The sequence below is a fragment of the Paenibacillus dendritiformis genome, from assembly GCF_021654795.1.
In the GTDB taxonomy this organism is placed as follows: domain Bacteria; phylum Bacillota; class Bacilli; order Paenibacillales; family Paenibacillaceae; genus Paenibacillus_B.
The window spans coordinates 2,182,533-2,205,545 of the sequence record NZ_AP025344.1 but is presented as its reverse complement, the minus strand read 5'-3'; the positions used below and the strand labels follow the sequence as shown (position 1 = coordinate 2,205,545).

General features: G+C 62.1%; 5 protein-coding genes. All 5 read right to left on the bottom strand.

The annotated features are described in order from the left end of the window. Positions 1–2: 2 nt before the first annotated feature. The 5 genes from L6439_RS09560 to L6439_RS09540 all read right to left on the bottom strand — a co-directional run bounded on the left by L6439_RS09560 (position 3) and on the right by L6439_RS09540 (position 22,994). Positions 3–1,172: a bis-aminopropyl spermidine synthase family protein gene (locus L6439_RS09560; protein ID WP_213470255.1), complete on the bottom strand. Its 1,170-nt coding sequence runs from the start codon at positions 1,170–1,172 to the stop codon at positions 3–5. 167 nt (positions 1,173–1,339) lie between these two features. Next, positions 1,340–7,816, bottom strand: coding sequence for a type I polyketide synthase (locus L6439_RS09555; protein WP_213470254.1), 6,477 nt, complete (start codon positions 7,814–7,816; stop codon positions 1,340–1,342). Next, the gene (locus tag L6439_RS09550; RefSeq protein WP_213470252.1) at positions 7,813–15,642 is read right to left on the bottom strand and encodes a type I polyketide synthase; all 7,830 of its coding nucleotides are present in this window, start codon (positions 15,640–15,642) and stop codon (positions 7,813–7,815) included. Before L6439_RS09550 ends, L6439_RS09555 begins: the two co-directional genes overlap by 4 nt. 13 nt (positions 15,643–15,655) lie before the next feature. Next, a complete protein-coding gene (locus L6439_RS09545; protein ID WP_213470250.1) occupies positions 15,656–20,377 on the bottom strand; it encodes a type I polyketide synthase in 4,722 nt (1,573 codons plus the stop codon). Next, positions 20,370–22,994 (bottom strand): non-ribosomal peptide synthetase, encoded by a 2,625-nt coding sequence (locus L6439_RS09540; RefSeq protein ID WP_213470248.1) that lies wholly within the window; start codon positions 22,992–22,994, stop codon positions 20,370–20,372. Before L6439_RS09540 ends, L6439_RS09545 begins: the two co-directional genes overlap by 8 nt. Positions 22,995–23,013 lie beyond the last annotated feature (19 nt).

The window sequence follows — 23,013 nt, the reverse complement described above, 5'->3', positions numbered from 1 at the left end:
TGTTATGCGTTCTTTTTTTGAATCAGCTCGAAGGAGTCATGGCGGCAGCTCGGGCAGCCCTTTTGTTTCAGCTGTTCAATCGTTTGCCATTGCATTTGAAAGCCAACCTCGGTCACAAGGCTGCAACGTTTGCATTCATAGGCGCGAATCGTGCGTCTTACTTCTCCCGTATAGAGGGCGTCCCGGTAATCACACGCAATGCTCTCCTTCGTCTCTTCCGTAGATTGTAACACAATCATCTGGCTTGTGTTACCTATAATTTCCGCCCCGAGATATTGATTGAAGCGCGGGAGCACGCTCGTGACAAGCAAGCCCATTCGCGTAAATTCGCGCTGCATCTCCAAAGCGAAGTCAGGCGATTTGTGGGCGAACGACAGAAAAATGGGCAGCCCGATCTCCTGCTTCAGCAATTGGACGCCGCGCGAGACAAATAAAGACATTCCTTGCAGCGTATAAGGAGGATCGGTGAAAACGCAATCAAAACGCCGCAAAAATTCAGGCGGGAGCTGTTCGCGAAAATCCATTTCGTAGCACACTATCGGTAAATTTTCGGTTTCCGCCACATAGTTCACGTAGCTGATAATGCGTTTGTCAATTTCGAACACATGAATGCGGGTATTGGATTTATGCGGATTTTGCCGAAACAGCTGCTTGAGGAGAAACGCCAACGAGACACTGACGAGGTCATCATCCCCCAGACAGACGATATCCCGCCCGATAAGAACTTCGTGCTGAAGCGCCAGCACGGCCCGCTTCATGCTCGTCTCCAGCGTGCAGCGTGATTGGTCGATCGTGACATCGACCTGGGGACGGTTCTCAAAAACGCCTTCGAGCTTCGACATCATGCCGCGCAGATCTTCCGGATGCCATTGCTCCTGCTTCAACCGCTGATACAAGCTCCGGTTCAGATGCCCGTAACCCATCGTATGCTCGACGAACCGCATCCCTCTCGCAGTGCAGTTGACTCCCCGGTTTTGTTCGATCAGCCCCGCCTTGATGAACTCTTTCTTGATGGCCGCCACAATCGGCAGCGGCAGCAGCGTCTTTCTCGCGATCTCCTTGGTAGAGATGCCCGGCTTGAAGTAAATATCCAGAAGAATGTTTTCAATCGCTTTTTTTCCATCCTTAATGGACACTTGGGAATAAATTGAATCGATCGCTTCTTTATTCATATTTTTTCTTCTATCTCCTTTATCGATTGCAAATCCCACGAATATGCCTATATGTATGATTCTGGATGCCTACAACGCACTCATTATCCTATATTTCCCATGCAAAAGCAAGACATCGGCCGCATACCTGCAGCCGATGTCTTGAGAAAAAGATAAGACGCTCCGGTTCAATCCATAACGGAAACGCGAATAAGCGGGCATAATTGATGGATCGTCCGGGATGTGAATAATTGCTGTCCGTTCGCGAAGAGACCCTGCTTTTCCATCTCCACCTCAACCCGTACGGCATGGAGGGAAGTGCCGCCCAGCCGGAAAAAGTCGTCGTCGATGCCGATGCCGCCGATGCCGAGCACCCGTTCCCAGATCTGCACCATTGCCGCTTCCACCTCGTTGGTCGGAGCGCGGTAAGCGGCTCTCTGCGGCGCTCCTTCCCCGGTGTTCTGCACCGGCAATTGGAGAAGCCGGGCCGCATCATAATATTGCAGCGGGAGCAGCTGATTCCGGTGCAGCAGCGGATAGCGCTCGTCGAGAACCATGTCCCATGACGGCTGCTCGAAGCTTCCCCCGGCCACAGCGCCGGTAATTGACTCGCGTGGCGCGCCGCTGTCTGCGTGCTTCGCCTCCTCGCCGCCAGGAAGAGGCGCGTTGCGGACACATTCGATATAATCGATAGAATCCGGGATATCCTTCACCGCATGCCGGAAGCGCACGGCCCGATCCGTCTCCTCCATGACGCGCCATCCTCCCGATTGCAAAAAGGCAACCATCGGTTCGTTCTTCCCGGTAAGCGTGCATACGGCTTCGATCTCATCGGCATGCCGTTCAAGGCAGTACGGCTTTAATGCGCTGATTACGGCCGCCTCGATTCCTCTTCCGAGGATGCGGCAGCTTAAGAGGAAAGCATCCAGATGCATGATGGAGCCCTCGCATCGGGTAAGGACGGCCCCGGCCAGACCGTAGCTTCCGAACCGGTCCGCGGCTTCGATGGCCCAGCATGCCGTATCCGGCTGCGCCAGAATGGACGGCAGGCGGTCTGCCATGCTTCGGTCCGCATTCAGCGTGAATTGATTGGTCCGCTGCATAAGCTGGGCGATGCGGGGCAATTGCCCGGAATGCGCCTCCTTGATGCTCATCACGATCCCCAACTCATTGAGAAAGGCCTGCAGCGATGAAGCGGCTTCGCGAGCTTCGCCGCGCTTGCGCTCCGTTCTGTACCTCTCCGTTCTTCGCTTGTCGTCTTCCGTCACGCGGATGCGATCCAGCGCCCACACATGCCGCAGAAATGCCGGGATCTGATGTTCTTCCGGCAGCTGCAGCGCCAGCACTTCCGGGCAATTCGAGCGGACCTCCGAGCATTCCAGCGAGCTGTCATCGAGCAAAATGAAGCTGTCCAGACCCAACCGGAGCTCCTCCGCCAGCGCGCGGAGATTTTCGGATTTCGGGCTCCAGTTGATGCGCCAGCCGGCGAAATCCTCTTTTGTCAGCAGCATGTCCGGATGTCGCTCAAAAACATCCCACACGTCCCTGTCGTTATTCTTGCTGACCAGGACCAGCAGCATGCCTTCGCGCTGCTTCTCCAGCAGCAACCGTTGGAAATCGCGATAAGGCTCCGTAACCGCGACTCCTTCGGCTCCGTCCTCGCCGCATACTCCATTCCACAGCGTATGGTCGCAGTCGACCGCGATGACCTTGAACGGGTGTCCGTGCCAGGCCAGCAGGCGGCGCGCCGTGAACGTGCCGATGGCCGCGTAATATTCCGGGGTGAACGGCATGTGCCCAGCCAGATCGGCGGCCGCATCATCGATTTGCCCCACGCCGAACATCCCGCCAACCTCTCTGAAGTCGATGACTTGGACATGCTCCTTCGCTTCCAGCTCCCGCTTCCACCGGTCCGTCAGCTCCTCCAGATAGCTCGTCATGACCGCCGAAGCCCCAAGGGAACCCGACACCGGAAACACGCCGGCGAACAACGGCCTTGCGCCTTTCCTAACAGACAGAGCCTGCGCCAGATCGGAGAACGCCCGCTCCAGCTTCTTGATTTGCTGGTCCTCCGGCGAGCGATCATCCCGCAGCCAATCCTCGAACCGTACGAGGAGCAACCCCGCGTCGCCCTCGGAGGAGAGCGCGCTGTCCGGATTCAAAAGCTCCTGGAACACTTGATGATAAGGCGCAAAATAAACGTCGAGTCGCAATCCGAATTGCTCGCCCCACCATTTGATATACGGTCGGATCGGGTCTGCCGTGAAGGTGGAGGCGGCGGCGACGGCGAAGGTGCGTTCAGGCTCCGGATGCCGTCTTTTGGCGGCCAGTTCGCTTTGTTCCTCCTCGGAGAGCAGCCGGATCTCCCCCAGCTTCCGCTCCGGATCGGCCAGCGCGACATCCATCAGCTCGACGAAGTGCCGCATCAGCCCCGCTATCGTGTCTTCGACGAAGAGGGCCGTGTTATACTGCATGACGCAGAGCAGCCCGCCGTCGTCCGCCACGCCGATATCGAGCTTGAAGTCGAGCTTGGAGATCCCCTTCGTAATGTTATAGTTCTCGAAGGCGAGTCCTTCGGCCTTCAGCACCGGGTTCCCGTCGAATTCGTTATGGAAAATCATCATCGTATCGAACAGCGGATTGCGGCCGCGCGGCAGTTTGGCCGACAATTTCTCCACCATCCGATCGAACGGGTAGTCTTGATTTTCATACGCGTTCATCATTGTGTTATTGAGCGCGTGCAGTTGCTCGAGGATGGTGCGGTTCTCCTCGAAGCTGACCCGTATCGGCAAAAAGTTGGTGAACATGCCGATCAACGGCTCCACGTCGGCATGCCGCCGGCCTGCGACCAGCGAGCCGACCGTCAGATCGCGCTGGCCGGTATAGTGGTGGAGCACAAGGGTGTACAGGTGGAACAGCAGCACATTGATCGTCACATTGCGGGACTTGGCCAAGGCATTCAACCGCTCTGCCGTCTCCTTCGGAAGTGTGAGCTTATGCGCCCTGCCGACGAAAGATTGGAATTCGGGCCGCTCGAAGTCGGTCGGCATATTCAGCGCCGGGATGTCGCCCCGGAACTGGCTCATCCAATATTCCTCCTGCTTCCGAATCATGTCTCCTTCCAACAGGCGGTGCTGCCATTCCGCATAATCCTTATACTGAATCCGCAGCGGCGGGAGATCCTTGCCGGCATACAGATCGCTGAACTCCTTGATGAACACGTTCATGGATGCGCCGTCCGACACGATATTGTGCATATCCACGAGCAGCACATGCTTCTCCGGCCCAAGCTTGACGAAGGAAGCGCGGATCAGCGGGGCTTGGCCCAGATCGAACGGTCTGATGAACCTGCGAACGATTTTGTTCATCTCCTGCTCATCGGCCTCGAGGCGTTCGATCGCGAACGAGAACGTTTCATGGATTTTCTGCATCGGCTCTCCGTCCACCATATGGAACGAGGTCCGCATATTTTCATGGCGGTGAATCAATTGGATGAACGTTTGCTCGAACCGCTCCGCATCGGCCCGCCCGTGAACCAATAAGGCCATCGGCATGTTGTAGGTCGTTACGTCGCCGATTTGCTGATGGATGAGGAACGTCCGTTTCTGGGCGGAAGACACCTGATAATACGGCTTCGGCTCCGCCGGCGAGATGGCGAAATATTGGTTTTTCTCCATCTGTTCGATGTGCCGGGCAAGCGCGCTGATCGTCGGCATGTTGAAAATATCCGATAAGGCCAGCTCCGCGTCGAGCTCCTTATGGATCTTGGCGATGAGACTGGTCGCCTTCAAGGAGTGGCCGCCCAATTCGAAGAAATCATCGTAAATCCCGATTTCCTCGATACCGAACAGATTCCGCCAGATGCCGGCCAACGTCTCTTCCAGCGCATTCCGGGGCTCGGCGGTTCCGCGCGCAGTTTCCCGCCGGAACGCCGGAGCCGCTTCGCCGGACGGCCCCGCGCTCTCGGCAGCGGAGCCGGCGTGGACGATGCGGATTCCTTCCTCCTCGATCCAGAAGCGCCGGCGGTCGAACGGATAGGTGGGGAGCGGAATGCGGTTTCTCTGCTCCTCTCCATAGAAGCGGGCCCAATCGAATGTTACGCCCGCGTTCCACAGCCGTCCGACCTGATGAAGGAGATGCGCCACATCCGACGCGGTCTGCTGCGGATGGCGCAGCAGGTTCACCAGGACGCGCTCCCCCGCAGCCTCCGTCTGCCGCCTCGCAAAGGCGGTCAGCGCGTTGCCTCCGCCAACCTCCGCATACGCGGCATCGATCTCCGCGAACAATGTCGCGAGTCCGGCGGCGAACCGCACCGTGCCGCGCAGATGGCGCGCCCAGTATGCCGGGCTTACCGCTTCCTCATCCCGAATCCATGTCCCCGTCACGTTCGAAATGAACGGGATGCGCGGCGGCTGCAGCGCCAGCCTGCCCACCTCCTGCTCATAGCGCTCCAGGATGGGATCCATCATGGCGGAATGGAACGCATGGGACGTATGCAGCCGCCGGCAGGCATGCCCTTCCTTCTCCAGATTGGCGGCCAGCGCCTCGACCGCTTCCTGCGTTCCCGACACGACGCACATGGAAGGCGCGTTCACCGCGGCCAGCGACAATCCGCCGGACAGCAGCGGCATCACCTCTTGCTCGCTCAGAGGCACGCTCAGCATGACGCCGCCAGGCAGACTCTGCATCAATTGTCCGCGAAGCGTGACGAGCCGGATGGCGTCCTCGAGCGGGAAGACTCCGGCGAGGCAGGCGGCGGCATATTCGCCGATGCTGTGCCCGATCATCGCCTGCGGACGCACTCCCCAGTCCATCATCAGCTTGGCCAGCGCGTACTCGACCGTAAAGATGACGGGCTGCGCAATGTCTGTCCGGTTGATTAGACCGGAAGCCTCCGCATCAGCCTCTTCGCCAGACGGGTATAGAACCTGCTTCACCTGCTTGCCGATTGCATCCGGCATCAGCTCGAAGCACCGATCCGCCTCGGCGCGGAACACCGGCTCCCGTTCGTACAGTTCCCGGCCCATGCCGGCGTATTGCGAGCCTTGGCCGGAGAACATGAAGACGACAGGCTTGTCGTCCGCCGCGGCGATCCCGCTCTGGACATCGGCACCGTCCGGCTGGCCCAGCCGGGCGGCAGCTTCTTCCGCGCTGGAGCAGACGAGCGTGCGGCGATGCGGGAACGCCGCCCGCCCCACGTGCAGCGTATACGCCATATCGGCCAAGCATATGTCCGGATGCTCTTCCAAATGCCGGGCCATTCGCTTGGTCAGCCGTTCAAGCGAGGCTTCCGTCTTGGCGGACAAGGCGATAAGCTGCGCCGCCCTGCCCGGGGAGGAGGCCGCCGGGGGCGGCGCCTCCTCCAGGACGACATGCGCGTTCGTTCCGCCGATGCCGAACGAGCTGACTCCCGCGCGCAGCGGGCCGCCGACGCTCGTCCACTCCCTCAAGCGATCGTTGACATAGAACGGACTGTTCTCGAAGTCGATTTTCGGGTTCGGCCGTTCATAGTGAAGCGTCGGCGGCAATTGTTTGTTCGCCAGCGCGAGCACCGTCTTGATGAAGCCGGCCACCCCCGCGGCGTTGTTCAGATGTCCGATGTTGGATTTGGCTGAGCCGATGCCGCAATAGCCTTTCTTTTCCGTCTGAAAGGCGGTTTTCAACGCTTCGATCTCAATCGGATCGCCCAGCGTCGTCCCCGTGCCGTGCGCCTCGATGTAGCTGATGCTTTCCGGTTCCACTTCCGCCACATGATGAGCGGCTCGAATGACGGACACCTGACCCTGCGTGCTGGGCGCGGTATATCCCACTTTCCGGTTCCCGTCATTATTGATGGCCGAGCCTTTAATGACGGCGAAGATGTGGTCGCCGTCCGCGAGCGCATCCTCCAGCGGCTTCAAGAGGACGATGCCCGCCCCATCCCCAAAGACGGTGCCGGCCGCCTGTTCGTCAAAAGCGCGGCAGTGCCCGTCAGGCGAATTGATCATGCCTTCTTGATAGAAATAGCCGTTTTTCTTCGGCAGTTGAATCGACACCCCGCCGGCCAGCGCCATGCTGCATTCGCCGCTGAGCAAGCCCTGGCAGGCGAGATGCACGGCCACGAGCGATGTGGAGCAGGCCGTCTGCACCGTGAAGCTCGGCCCCTTCAAATTCAGCTTGTACGAGACGAGGGTCGCCATATAATCGCGAAGATTGAGCATCGCCGTCTCCAGCGTCGCGGATTCCTCCGCCGTACCCAGCCCTTTGAACGCCCGCATGAACCAGTGGGAATTGAAGGCTGCCCCGGTATAGAGCCCGATGGCTCCTCGATACGTCTTCGGATCGTAGCCCGCTTGTTCGAGCGCTTCCCAAGAGCATTCATGCAGAAGACGGAATTGCGGATCCATGACCTCCGCTTCGCGCGGGGTATAATCGAAAAATTCGGGATCGAAGTATTCGATGTCATCCAGCATCCCTTTGGCCTTCACAAAATTCGGATGGCGCACCGTGTCCGGATCGATCCCGGCCTCCAGCAGTTCCTCTTCGCTGAAAAAGGAAATGCTCTCCTTGGCGCTGCAGAGGTTGTCCCAATATTCCCGCAAATTTTTGGCGCCCGGGAACCTTCCCGACATGCCGATGACGGCGATTTCGGATCCGGTGTACTCACTTCCGCTCGATACGCTCATTGCAAGACCTCTCCTTTGCGTCTTTTTTCTTTTTGCTGCTGCTGCCGTTTCTTTCCTTTGGCCACCGAACCGATCAACTGCTGCTCCATCTCCGCTTCCTCCGCCTCGTCCTGTCCGTTCCGGGTCAGGCGCTGCGCGAGCGCATGTATGCTGGGATAGGTGAACAAATCGACGACGGCGATGCTTTCGCCCAACGCTTCGTTTAATTTGCCGGTCAATTGGATCATGTCGAGAGAGCTCGCCCCGAGGTCAAAGAAATTATCATGAATGCCCACTTCATCCATACGGAAAAATTGCTTCCACACGTCGGCGATCGTCTTCTCTATCCGGTTGCGCGGGGCGACATACGGGTTGGTCAGATTCGGCCTGCCGAATGTGGCCCCGCTTCCCGCCGGTTCTTCCTTCTTCTTGCCTGCGTGCCGAATCCATTGATCGATGCGCATCTCCAGATCTCCGGTGGACACGATGATCTGGTTGCTGCCGCAACGGTTGTAGACGTACCGGAACAAATCCGGCGCTTCGGCAGGCAATATCGCCAGCTCGACGAGCGATTCCCCAATGGTCGAGCGGTGCTCCTCCCAGAACTCCCATGCGTCCCAATTGACGCACAGCCACCTCGTCCCCCCTGCCCGGTTCTCTCTGCGGGCGAAGGCGTCCATGTACAGGTTCGCGGCCGAATAGGCGCTGAAGCCCAGTCCGCCCAGCACGCTTGCGATCGAGGAGAACAGAATGCACACATCCGCCTCTCTCCCGGCGAGCAGCTTGGACAGTGTCTGCAGCCCTTGGACTTTGGCGCGGAACTGTTCGTCGGTCTGGCCCCCGCCGATATTCTCGATCGCGTGGAACGATTCCGCGCCGGGAAGCCCGGCTGCCTGCACGACCCCGTTCACGCCGCCGTACGCGGCGTCAATAGATTCGAATACGCGGCTCATCTGCGCTTCGTCGGACAGATCGGCCTGGATGTAAGTCACCTCGGCCCCCAACGCTTCCAACTGCTGCACCCGCTTGATTTTGCGGGAAATCGGATGCGCTTCGCCGTGTTCGGCCAGCCAATGGCCGTATTCCTCCCGCGCGGGGAAGGAAGAGCGCCCGGTAAGAATGAGCCGCGCCCGGTAATGCCGGGCCAAATACTCCGCCGTCAGCATGCCGATTCCACCGAGCCCGCCGGTGATCAGGTAGACCCCGCGTTCCCGGAATGGCGCCGCCGGAGGATCCGCCTGGCGCAGGGCAAGCGGCTTGTACTGCTGCGCCCAGCGGTATGGGCCGCGATAAGCGATCAGGCGATCCGATGCCGGGACCGATAGCTCCGCTGCGATGCGTTCGGCGGTCTGCCGATGATGACCGGTCCCTTCCGGCGCATCGATATCGATGCTCACGCAGGTCATTCCGCTGTATTCCTGCTGAAGGACGAGGCCCGGCCCCAGCAGCGTCATTTTGCCCGGAGACAGCCGTTCCAGCCCCGTTACCTCCTGCATATCGGTCGACACGACCGCAATGCGGACGTCCGCGGTCTCCTTCTGTCTGCGAAGCGCTTGCGCGAGGAAGATCAAGCTGTAATACCCGAGTTCCTGCTGGCGCCGTTCGGACTCCGCCTGCGCCCCCGGCTCCGCGCCGGAACAATCCCCATCCGGCAATTCCTCGACGGCGGGAGAGACATTCCATAAATGGACGACCCGGTCCGGCGTGAACTCCCGGGCGCGCAGCTCCTCCAACAGCAGCGAGTACTGCTCCGCCGCGGCAGGGGCCAGAGCGAACGCATCGGCATCGCGCTTGGCGAACGCGGCATCGGCCTCCACGATGACGGCCCGATGTCCTTCCTTCCGCACGAGGGCGGCCAGTTCGTCCGCGAGGCCGCAGCCGTCCGCGAAGATAAGCCAGTCATGCCGCCCGTCCCCGTCCGGCTTGTCCGGGACCTCTTGCAGTACCGTCCGTTCCCACGAAGGGTAGTAGAACCAGTCGGCCATGTTCGGGTTTTTGCCCCCGCTCCGCGGCCCGGACGGCCGCCCCGGCGACAGCGGCTGCTGCGCCTCATCCAGCCAATAGCGCTGCCGCTCCATCGGATAGGTTGGCAGTTCCACGCGTCTCCGGCGCTCATGCGCATAGAAGCCCGCCCAATCGATATCGATGCCGGCCAGCCAGAGGCGTCCGATTTTGTGAAGCAAGTAAGCGGAATCCGAGTCGGCTTCCTGAGGGTGCCTCATCAGATTGACGGCGACCCGGTCCCGCGAAGCCGCGAGATGCTTGCGCACGAACGTGCTGAGCGCATTGCCCGGGCCCGCCTCGATGAACACGGCCCGCGGGTTGCTCAACAGTTCGTCCAGCCCGTCCGCGAAGCGCACGGCCGACCGCAAATGCCGGACCCAATATTCGGGATCCGTGGCTTCTTCCGCCGTTATCCACGTGCCGGACACATTGGATATAAAAGGAATCGCTGGCTCCTTCAGCCGGATCGAGCGCACCCGCTCCGCAAATTCCGGCAAGATCGGATCCATCATGTGCGAATGGAACGCATGGGATGTATGCAGACGACGGCACGCGCAGCCCGCGGCTTCAAGCCGCCGGGCAAATTCGTCAATGTCGGCCGATTCCCCTGCGACGACGCATAAGGACGTGCTGTTGACGGCAGCCAGCGCAAGCCGATCCGGCAACATGCCGCGCAGTTCAGGCTCGGGCAGCGCTACGCTGAGCATCGCTCCGGCAGGCACGCCCTGCATGAGCCGTCCGCGAAGCGCGACGAGCTGCAGCGCTTCGTCCAGCGTAAATACCCCCGCCAGGCATGCGGCGACATACTCGCCGATGCTGTGTCCCATCATCGCCTCCGGACGAACGCCCCACCGCATGAGCAGCTTGGCCAGCGCATATTCGACGATGAACAGCAGGGGCTGCGCGATATCCGTCCGCAGCATAAGCTCGTCCTCATGCGCTCCGCGGCCGGACTCGTCCGGATACAGCACGGCCTTCAAATCAAGCGCCATATGCGGTTGAATGAGTGCGAGACACCGGTCCACCTCCTCCCGGAAGTCGGGCTCATCGCGGTACAGTCCGCGGCCCATGTTGACGTACTGGGAGCCTTGCCCCGGGAACAGGAGGACGACGGAACGGGCTTGCGTCCCCGTCTCGGCCACCGCGATCCGGTCAGGCTCGGGCGATGCCAGAATGGCGGCCGCTTCCTCCGCCGTCCTGCAGACGAACGCGGCTCTCCATTCGAAGGCCTTGCGGCCTGCTTGCAGCGTGTACGCCGCATCCGACAGATTGATGTCCGGCCGTTCCGTCAGGAACCTGGCCAAGCGCGCTTTCGCCTCGGTCAGAGCCGTTGCCGTTCTCGCCGACAAGAGCAGCAATTTATCGGCTCGGCCTTCGCCCGATGGCTCCAGGACCGGGGCCTCCTCCAGGACGACATGCGCGTTGGTGCCCCCGATGCCGAACGAGCTGATCCCGGAGCGCAGCGGATAGCGGCCGCTCTCCCAAGGCGTCAGGTCGGTGTTGACGACAAACGGGCTGTTGGCGAAATCGATCTTCGGATTTTCCCGTTCAAAATGCAGGCTCGGCGGAATCTGCCTCGCCTTCATCGCCAGCACCGTCTTGATGAAGCCGGCCGCGCCGGCCGCGCTGTTGAGATGCCCGACGTTGGTCTTGACCGACCCGATGCGGCAAAAGCCCGTCTCTTCGGTATGAAACGCCTCCTTCAACGCCTCGATCTCGATCGGGTCCCCCATATTCGTCCCCGTTCCGTGCGCCTCGACATAAGTGATGCTCTCCGGTTCCACGCCAGCCATCAGATGGGCCGCACGGATTACCTCGGCCTGCCCCTTCGTGCTCGGGGCGGTGAAGCCGACCTTGCGCATGCCGTCATTGTTCAGGCCGAAGCCTTTGATGACGGCGTGAATGATGTCACCGTCCGCGATGGCGTCCCGCAGCCGCTTCAGGATGACGATGCCGACGCCGTCTCCGAAGACGGTTCCCGCCGCCTGCTCGTCAAAGGCGCGGCAGTGCCCGTCCGGCGACAGAATCATGCCGTCTTCGTACAGGTAGCCTTGCTTCTGGGGCACACTGACGGTGGCCCCGCCCGCCAAGGCGATATCGCATGCCCCTGCCAATAACCCCTGGGCGGCCAGGGCGATGTTGACCAGCGAAGTCGAGCAGGCCGTCTGCATGGAGATGCTCGGTCCGCGGAGATTCAGCTTATAGGATAGCTGCGTGCTGAAAAATTCCCGATCGTTGAGCAGCATGGCGCTGAACCGCTCCGTTCCGTTCAAGCCTCCGGCGAAGCGGGAGACCCAATCCAGATTCGGGGTCGCGCCCGCATAGACGCCGATAAGTCCCGGATAGGCGTCCGGATTGTACCCGGCCGATTCCAGCGCTTCCCACGCGCATTCGTGGAACAGCCGCAGCTGCGGGTCCATCAGCTGGGCTTCCCGCGGCGAATAACCGAAAAAGGCGGCATCGAACTGGTCGATCCCATTCAGGACGCCCTTGGCTTTCACGTAAGACGGATGGGAGACAAGCGCCGGATCGAGACCCTCCTGAAGCAGCTCCTCGTCGGTGAAGAACGTAATCGACTCGACCCCGTCGCGCAGATTGCGCCAGAATTGGTCGAGATTATCCGCGCCCGGGAAGCGGGCGGCCATGCCGATGACGGCAATCTCGAGCCCGTTCTCCCCGGAGACGGAGGCTTCGCTGTCCCGCCGTTCCCCATGCTCCGGCTGCATTCGCGCCCGAAGCGACGCGGATCTCATCCGCTCCGTCCGCGCCCGTCCCTCTTCCATGGCGCGCAGGCGCTCTTCCTTCTGCGCCTCCTCCGCCGGCGCTTGCAGCCCGTCTTCCCGCAGGAACGCCGCCAGCGTGCGGACGGTCGGGTACGAATACAGCGCGACCACGGGAATGTCCCTTCCGAATGCCCCTGCCAGCTTGTCGGCCAACTGGGAAATATCAAGCGAGCTCGCTCCGATATCAAAGAAGTTATCGTTCATGCCGAGGTCCGCAAAGCCGAAATGGCGCTGTACCGTATCCGCAATCATATGCTCGATGGACGCTGCCGACGCCGGGCGGGCCGCTGCGCCGCCCGGCGCGGCGGCTTCGCGCCCGCTCCCCGCTTCCGGCAGCGCTCCTTCCCGCACGGCGTCCGCCCGCCGCAGACCGCCCTCATCCAGGCGCAGGCCGTCCACGGAATAGCGCCGGCGCTCGAACGGATAGGTCGGCAATGCAATCCGGCGGCGGCGCTCCGGCCCATAGTACCCCGTCCAATCGATTCGCACGCCTGCAATCCACAATTTTCCTATCTTCTCCAGCAGATAGGCATCATCCGCGGCTTGCTCCTGCGGATGCCGGACGAGATGATACGCCTCGTGCCCGCCGTCCGCTTCGGCCTGAGCCTGCATCTTGCGGATAAAGCTGCTGAGCGCGTTGCCGGGCCCGATTTCGATAAATACGGCCTGCTTCTCCTGGAGCAGCCTGGCCGCGCCGTCGGCGAACCGCACCGTCCCCCGCGCGTGGCGCGTCCAGTAAGCCGGATCGCAGGCATCTTCCGCCGTCATCCAGGTCCCCGTCACATTGGACACGTACGGGATGGTTGGCGCCGACAGCGCGATCCGCTTCACCTTGTCGGCGTACGGCGCCAATATCGGCTCCAACATCGCCGAATGGAACGCATGCGAGGTATGAAGCTTCCGGTGCGCCACTCCCCGCTCGGCCAGCGCCGCCGCGAACGAAGCGATCGCCGCGGGCGGACCCGACACGGCGCACTGCTCCGGCCCGTTGACGGCCGCCAGCGACAGTTCCGGCGGGAGCAGCGGGCTTACGCTCTCCTCGGACAGCGAGACGCTCAGCATCTCTCCGGCCGGCAGGCTCTGCATCAGCTTCCCGCGCAGCGTGACCAGCTCCAGCGCGTCTTGTATCGAGAGCACCCCGGACAGGCACGCCGCCGTATATTCGCCGATGCTGTGGCCAATCATCGCGTGCGGCTGGATTCCCCACGACATCAGCAGCTTGGCCAATGCATATTCGAAAGCGAACAAGGCCGGCTGCGCCGCTTCCGTCCGGTTGAGGCGCTCCGCCGCGGACGGGCTCGCCGCACGGCCTTCCTCCGGGTACAGCAGTTCTCTCGGATCGGGGCCGCCCGCCGCGGCGATAATCTCGCAGCAGCGGTCCATTTCCGCGCGGAACAGCGGCTCCTTCCGGTACAAATCCAGCCCCATGTTCACATACTGCGAGCCTTGCCCGGGGAAGAGGAAGATGACGCGGGCCCGATCGAACTCCGATTCGCCCGTATGTACCTTGCCGTTTCCCGGATCTTCCAGGCATGCGATCGCTTCCCGAACATCGGAGCACACCAGCGCGCGGCGGAACCGGAACCGCTTGCGTCCCGTCTGCAGCGTGTACGCCGCATCCGCCAACGCGGTCTCGGGACGGCTGCGCAGGAACTCGCCCAGGTTGCGGGTCGCGCGCTCCAAGCCGTCCTCCGTCTCGGCAGAGAGCACGAGCAGCTTCCTGTCCCGTCCCGAAGAGCCGGCCTGCACAGGCGGCGCTTCCTCCAAGACGACATGCGCGTTCGTGCCCCCGATGCCGAAGGAGCTCACTCCAGCCCGCAGCGGACCGCCGGCTCTGTCCCACCGGGACAGCTCCGTGTTGACGGTGAAGGGGGAACGGGCAAAATCGATTTTCGGGTTCGGGTTCTGAACGTGAAGGCTCGGCGGGATCTGCCGATGCTTGAGCGCCAGCACGGCTTTGATGAACCCGGCGACTCCGGCGGCGGCATCGAGATGGCCGATATTGGATTTGAGCGATCCGATTCTGCAAAAACCGGTTCTCTCCGTGTTGAAGGCAAGCTGCAGCGCCTCCACCTCGATCGGATCGCCGAGCGCCGTTCCCGTGCCGTGCGCCTCGATATAGCCGATGCTTTCCGGATCCACCTCGGCCATGTGATGGGCGGCCCGGATGACCTCGACTTGGCCGTTCGTGCTCGGCGCCGTGTAGCCGACCTTCCGGCTGCCGTCATTATTGATCGCCGAACCTTTGATTATGGCATGGATCGTGTCGCCGTCCGCGAGGGCGTCAGCCAGCCGCTTCAGCACCACGATCCCGATGCCGTCGCCGAACAAGGTGCCGTTGGCTCCTTCGTCAAAGGGCCGGCAATGGCCGTCCGGCGACTGGATCATGCCTTCCTGATACAGGTATCCGGTAATGCGCGGCAAATTGATCGAGACGCCCCCGGCCAGCGCAAGATCGCACTCGCCCCCCAGCAAGCCCTGACAGGCGAGGTGAATGGACACGAGCGAGGTGGAGCAGGCCGTCTGCACGCTCACGCTGGGGCCTTTCAAATTCAACTTATAGGAAATCCGCGTCGTGAACGACGGATTGTTCAATTGCAGGATTTGAAAATGATCGCTCGAATGGGCGGCTCTCATAATCTGGCTGGCCACCCAATAGGTGTTGGGCGAAGCCCCCGCATAGACGCCGATTAACTTCCCCTCGGTGTCGGGCGTGTACCCCGCGTCCTCCAGCGCTTCCCACGAGCATTCATGGAAGAGCCGGAACTGGGGATCGACCAGTTCCGCCTCCCGCGGCGTATAGTTAAAAAACGGCGCATCGAAGGATTCCACATCCTCCAGCATCGCCTTCGCCTTTACGTACTGGGGGTGTCCGAGGAGCTCGCGGCCGATCCCCGCCTCCCTTAACTCTTCATCCGTGAAGAAAGTGACCGATTCCACGCCGTCGCGCAAGTTGGCCCAAAATTCGGCCAGGTTCTTGGCTCCCGGGAATCGTCCTGCCATGCCGATCACGGCGATTTCCAGGCCGGTTCCTTCGTAATTTCCGTTCGCAGCACTCATCTTACCGCCCCTTTCACGTTCTCTCCCGCTTTTGAAGCCGCTGCTTCAACCGATTTTTGCCTTCATGTATCCGCTCGGAGCGATCCGCCGTCTCTTCCGGCGGCACCGCCTCCTTGTGCGCCCCCTGCCGAAGCGATTCTGCCAGCGAATGAATGGTCGGATGGGTGAACATGTCAACGACCGCCACTTCCCGTCCCAGCGCGCGCTGCAGCTTCGTATTCATCTGAATGATATCGAGGGAGGTAGCGCCAAGCTCAAAAAAGTTGTCGTGCAGACCGACTTGTTCGATACCAAGATAATCCCGCCACAGGTCCGCCAGCGTCTGTTCCAACTCGTCCTCCGGCGAAGCATGCCCCGCGCTGACATCGGGACGGGCCGCTTGCGGGCCGGTTCCGTCCCCTTCCTTGTTCATCAGCGAGTGCAGTGACGATGCGCGCGCGGCTTGTACCCGCTGCGGCAAATCCGTCGTCGACACCAGCACTTGCGGCCGGCGGCATGCCAACGCCTGCCGGAAGACCGCCACTCCTTCCTCCGGCAGCAGCCGCGTCAGCTTGTCCGGCCCCTGGGCCCGCACGCCCGCCTGCGCCGTCATCGCCGCGATCTCTAGCTCGGCTGCCGCGGCCATCCCGACGCTCTGCCAGCCGTCCCACGCAATGGCGACGACATGCGTGCCTCCCTGGGCCCGCTTGCTGCAAGCGTAAGCGTCGAGATACGCATTGGCCGCGCAATAGCCGGCTTGGCCGACGCCGCCCAGCGCGGCGGTCAGAGAAGAGCACAACACAAGGAAATCAAGCCGCATGCCGGCCGGGCCCATCACCCGTTCGAGCACCCGGTCCAGCACCCGCGTGCCCTCCACCTTGGCCGCCAGCGCGCGTTCATCCATCTCCCGTGTGCGCCGCTGGATAAGCGCTCCGTCGGAAATTCCCGCCGCGTGGATGACGCCATGAATCGCGCCGAAGCGGGCCACGGCCTCGGCGGCGACCTGCTCCATCCGCGCCTCGTCGCACACATCCGCCTTGCAGACAAGCACCTCGGATCCGTGCCTCTCGAGTTCACCCAGTGCGCCGCGCTTGTCCGCCCCTGCGCTTTCCAGTCCCGAACGGCCAACCAGAATCAGCTTCGCCTGCACCGTCTTGGCCAAATGTTCCGCCAACGTCAAGCCGATGCCGCCAAGCCCTCCCGTGATCAAGTACACCCCGTGCTTGCGCAGGCCGGTATCGGCTGCGGGCTCCGGCAGCCGGGCGTATTTTTGCACCCAGCGGTGCGCCCCGCGGTAAGCGACGAACAGGTCGTCGGAAGGGGCGGCTAGCTCCGCATGCAAGCGCTCGACCAGGGCTTGCTGCCGTTCCGGCTCGCTCGGCCGGAACGAATCCGCGATATCGATGCTGCGGCAGCGCACATGGCCATACTCTTGCGGAATGACCAGACAAGCGCCGATCGCGGCCGCCTGTTCCGGCTGCAGCCGCTCGTCGCCTGTCACCTCCTGCATATGGGAGGTCACGACCGCAAGGCGAACTCCCTCCTGAAGGCCGCAAGACCCGATGGCCCGCGCCAACGCGAGGAGGCTGTAGTACCCTCTGTCAAGCGCCCGGTCTTCAGCCGAAGGGATGCGTGCTTCCGCTTTCCCGGTGTCTGCGGCTTCCGTGGTTTCCGCGGCTTCCGCCGTCAGCCACGCGTGTATGATTCGGTGCGGCGGTCTTCCGGCTTCGGTCAGCGTCCGCAGCAGACGCTCATAATGCTCCGGTTCCCCGGGATGAATCCGGTATGCCCCGTCGTTCAAGGGCGAGAATGAATCAGAAGGATGCACGGCGACGACATCGCGGCCAGCCTCCCGCATGCGGGCAACCAGCCGCGGGATGATCCCGTCCTCCGGCGAGAAGACAACCCAGAGGCTTCCAGGATGCTCAGAGCCCGCCGCTCCCGCTTCCTGCAAAAACGATCGTTCCCACACCGGAGCGTACAGCCACTCGCGGACCGAATTCTTTTTGGCGAACCCGGCGCTGTCCTGCGGGCGCGAATCCGGGTTCCGCTTGCGCGTCAGCCCCTGCTTCAGAATGTCGATCTCGAACGGCGGATCGACCCAATAGCGGCGGCGTTCGAACGGATAGGCCGGCAGGGCCGTCCGCTTGCGCCGCTCGCCCGCATGGAACGCTCTCCAATCCGGCCGGGCTCCTTCCAGCCACAGCCGTCCCACCTGCTGCAGCAAATATTCGTCGTCGCGGGCTTGCTCCTTCGGATGCCGGACGAGATTGACGGCCGCGTGGCGCGCCGTCTTGTCGGGATGCCGGCGCACGAATGCGCTTAACGCGTTGCCCGGACCCGCTTCCACGAACACGGCTTTGCCGTCCCGCAGCAGCTCGCGGAGACCGTCCGCAAAACGGACGGTGCCGCGCAAATGCCGGATCCAATACTCCGGCTCGATGGCTTCCTCCGCTTTAATCCAGGTTCCGGTTACATTTGAAATATAAGGAATGGATGGCGCACGGAGCGTCATTTCGCTGACCTTCCGGCGGAACGCCTCCATGATCGGCTCCATCATCGCCGAATGAAAGGCATGGGAGGTGTGCAGCCTCGAGCAGGCATGCCCCGCTTCGGCAAGCTGCCGTTCCAGCCGGTCAATCTCGTCATGCGGCCCCGATGCGACGCACAGCGCCGCTCCGTTCACCGCCGCGATCGAGACGCCGTCAGCCAGAAGCGGCTTCAGCTCCTGCTCCGGCAGCGGCACGCTGAGCATCGCTCCCGGCGGCATGCCGTGCATCAATCTCCCCCGCAGCGCGACCAGCTCCAGCGCTTCTTCCAGCGTCATCACTCCCGCCAGGCACGCGGCCACGTATTCGCCGGCGCTATGGCCGATCAAGGCGCTTGGCTTCAAGCCCCATTTCATCAGGAGCTGCGCCAGCGCGTAGGAGAAAATAAACATGAGCGGCTGGGTCACGTCGGTCTGCTTGATGCGCTCGGCGCAATCGGCGGCCGCGTCATTCCCGGCCGGATACAACAATTCCTTCAGATCCGCGTCCAGCAGCGGACGGACAATGCCGCAGCACCGGTCCACCGTCTCGCGGAAGTCCGGCTCCCGCATATAGAGGTCAAGCCCCATGTTGACGTACTGCGCGCCTTGACCGGGGAACATGAACACCAGCCGGGCCTGGTCGTTGTCGCAGCTCCGGGTGTGAACCCGTTCCGGGGGCAAGGTCTCCAGCAATTCCCGCGCTTCCTCCGCGGAGGAGCAGACGAACATGCGCCGATGCCGGAACGCCCGGCGGCCGATCTGCAGCGTGTAGGCCACATCGGGCAGCGGGAGGCCCGGATGCTCCCGCAAATGGGCGCGCAGGCGGGCCGTGGCCTGCTCCAGCCCGGATTCCGTCTTGGCGGACAACAGCACGAGCTGCGCCGCTCTCCCCTCGTCTCCGTCCGGCTGCGGCGGGGCTTCCTCAAGCACGATATGGATATTGGTTCCGCCGATGCCGAATGAGCTGACGCCGGCCCGCAGCGGATAGGGTTCGTTCGTCCACGGGATCAGCTCCGTATTGACGAGGAACGGGCTGTTCGCAAAATCGATTTTGGGATTGGGCGTCTCGAAATGCAGGCTCGGCGGAAGCTGCTTGTGATGCAGGGACAGCACGGTCTTGATGAACGCCGCGACACCGGCGGCGCTGTTCAGATGGCCGATGTTCGTCTTGACGGATCCGATGCGGCAAAACCCTGTTTTCTCCGTCTGAAAAGCCAGCTTCAACGCCTCGATCTCGACTGGATCGCCAAGCGCGGTGCCTGTGCCGTGAGCTTCCACATAGCTGATGCTCTCCGGCGCGATCCGGCCCATGCGCTGCGCCGCCCGAATGACCTCCGCCTGGCCCTCGATGCTGGGAGCGGAAAATCCCACCTTGCGCGTGCCGTCATTGTTGGACGCCGATCCCTTGATGACCGCGTAGATGCAGTCGCCGTCGGCGATGGCCTGCTTCAGCGGCTTGAGCACGACGATTCCCGCGCCTTCGCCCCCGACGGTCCCCTTCGCCTTGGCGTCAAACGCCCGGCAATGCCCGTCCGGCGAGCTGACCATCCCTTCTTCATACAGATAGCCTTCCGTGCGGGGAACCGTCACGGTCACTCCGCCGGCCAATGCCATCCTGCACTCGCCCGTCAGCAGCGCCCGGCAGGCCATATGGATCGCCAGCAGCGAGGTGGAGCAGGCGGAATCGACGTTCACGCTCGGCCCTTTCAAATTCAGCTTGTGAGAAATTCGCGTGCTCAAAAAATCTTTGTCCGATAAAGCCAGCGCCGCGAATTGCTCGGCCGTGCTCTCGCTGCGCGACAGCATGGCCACCAGCTGCCAGTAAATGCTTGCCGAAGCGCCGGCGAACAGCCCGATGGCGCCGTTCGTCTGCTCGGGATCATAGCCGGCATGCTCCAGCGCCTCCCAAGCGCATTCATGGAAGATGCGAAGCTGTGGATCAATGACCTCCGCTTCGCGCGGAGAATAATCGAAAAAGTCGGAATCAAACCACTCCGCATCGGGCACAACCGCCTTCGCTTTTACATAGCGCGGGTTGCGAATCAGCTCGGATTCGACCCCGGCCGCCTCAAGCTCTTCATCGGAAAAGAAGCGGACCGACTCTTTCCCGTTTTTCAGATTGTCCCAATATTCCTCTATATTCCGGGCGCCGGGAAACCGCCCCGCCATTCCGATCACGGCAATTTCGAGTCCGGTCGCCGCTTGGGTCTGTTGGCTCTTAGTCATCGTGCGCCCCCTCCAGTAGGAACATCGTCTGCTCCATCGTTGCGAATCCCGCATCTATTTCCTCGTTGTCCGCCATCTCCTGCGGCCTAGGCGCTTCGCCGCTGTCCAGCCGCTCTAGATAACCGCCGAGCGCCGCAATCGTCGTGTATTGGAACATCACCGGCACGGGGATTTCCCGGCCGAACGCTTCTGACAGCTTATTGACCGCCTGCACGAGCTGGAACGAGTTCCCGCCCAGATCGAAAAAGGTATCCTGCACGCCGACCTTGTCCTCGCGAATGGACAACACTTCGGCCCAGATTCGGACGAGCATGTTCTCGATGCCGCCCTGCGGGGCCACATATTTCTTGCCGGTATGAACGAGCTCCTTCGGATTGGGCAGAGCCTTCGCGTCCAGTTTCCCGTTCGCCGTCACGGGCAGCCGCTCCAGACGGACGAAATAGGATGGAATCATATAGGCCGGCAGCTGCGGGGCCAAATAGTCCCGCAGTTCGGCCGCGGACAAGCCGGCCGGGCCGGTGTAGTACGCGCAAAGCATGTTTTGGCCGTTCTCGTCCTCCCGGACCCGGATCACCGCCTCGCGGACTTCCTCATGCGCGCGCAGCAGCATTTCGATCTCCCCGGGCTCGATGCGGTACCCCCGCACCTTCACCTGGTCATCCTGGCGGCCGCAGTACTCCAGCATGCCGTCGGAGAGCCAGCGCCCCAGATCGCCCGTCCGGTACAGACGTTCCCCCGGAACGAGCGGATGGGGCACGAACCTCTCCGCCGTCAGCTCCGGCCGGCCGAGATAGCCGCGGGCCAAGCCGGCGCCCGCGACGCAGATTTCGCCCGGCACGCCCGGCGGGAGCAGCTGAAGATCGCGGTCGAGCACATATACTCGCGTATTGTCGATCGGGCGTCCGATCGGGATGCCGCCATCATCCGTCCTGATTTCCGCGCATGTGGTCACCACCGTATTCTCGGTCGGCCCGTAATTGTTGAAGAGCCGGAAGCTCCCCGGCGCGTATCGCTTCAAGCGGTCTCCGCCCGTTAACAATATCCGCAGCGTCTCCGCTTTCCGTTCCGGCAGCTCTATGAACTGCTCGCACATCATGGTCGGCAGGAAGGCGATCGTAATGCCCTGCTCCGCAAAAAAGCCGTTCAGCTTGCGCGCATCCAGCCGGATGTCCGCAGGCACGATATGAATGGCTGACCCTGCCAGCAGATACGGAAACACCTCCCATACCGAAGCGTCGAAGCCGAATCCGGCGTATTTGATGCTCCGGTCGGCTGGCGTTACGCCGAAGGCGCGAATATGCCAGAACGCCAGATTGACGAGCGAGCGATGCTCGATCATGACCCCCTTCGGCTGTCCGGTAGAGCCTGACGTGTAGATGACGTAAGCCAGCGCTTCGGGATCGGCCGCCGTCCCGTTCTCCGTCTCCCCTGCGAACGGCTCCGCCTCGTCGAAGCACAGCGCTTCGCGGCCGGCTGTCCTTCCCGCCAGAGGCCGCTGCGTCAGCACCACGCGCGCGCCGCTGTCCTCCAGCATGAAGGCGATGCGCTCGTCGGGGTAATCCGGATCTATCGGCAAAAAAGCGCCTCCGGCCTTCAATGCGGCCAGCATGCCGACCAGCATGTCGGCGGAAGGGGCGAGCAGCAAGCCGACGATCTCGCCCTTCTCCACTCCGGCCGCCCGCAGCCTCCACGCCAATTGGTTGGCCTTGGCGTTCAGCTCGCCATACGTCAACTGCCCTTCCCGGCTGATGACGGCCGGCGCGTCCGGCGTGCGCGCCGCCTGTTCCTCGAACAAGCGGTGCACGGCCTGTTCCCGCGGATAGTCGGACGAGCCTCCGGCCAATGGGCCGAGAAGCCGCTCCTTCTCCCCGGGCAGCAGGACGGGGATGCTCCGCAGCGGCTGATCGGGATTCGCCAGCGCCTCCCGCAGCAGGAGCATGTAACGGGAAGCGAGGCTTGCCATGGTGCCGCTGCGGTATAGCCGCGAATTATATTGGATTGCGCCGTCAATCCCGTCCTCTGTCCTGCGGAAGCGGAACAGTGTCTTCCATTTCACGTCCCGGAAGTACCGCTCATCGTGAATATTGTCGAGAAGCAATGCCGTCTCGAACAGCGGATGGGCGAGCGGATCGTCAGCCGGAAGGCCCAGTTGCTGCGCGGCGAGCTCCATCGGATAGCTCTGATGCTCCACCGCCCCCACAATCGTCTCCTGCATTTGAAGCAGACATTGCCTGAACGAGAGAGAGCCATCCAGCTTGGCCCGCAGCGGCAGCACGGCATTGATGAATTCGGCTTCCTCCCGCTGCCTGTAAATCGGAGTCCCGATGACGACGTCGTTCCGGTTCCCCAATCTGGCCAGCAAGGCCGCGAGCGCGGCGGATAACACCACATGCAGCTTCGCATCCGATCCGTTGCTTACTTGCAGCAAGCGGGCCGTCAGCTCCGGCGGAAGGCGGAAGGGGGCTTCTTCCGCCTGCAGTCCGGTTCCGCGCGCATCGTCGCAAGGAAAGCCGCTCTTGTCGTATTCTCCGGATAAGGCCGCCAGCCAATAGTCCCGCTCCTTGCTTTTTTGGGAAGCGGCCACCGCCAATCTGTCCAATCTACTTGCGAACCCCATTGCCATACCTCCCTTATTT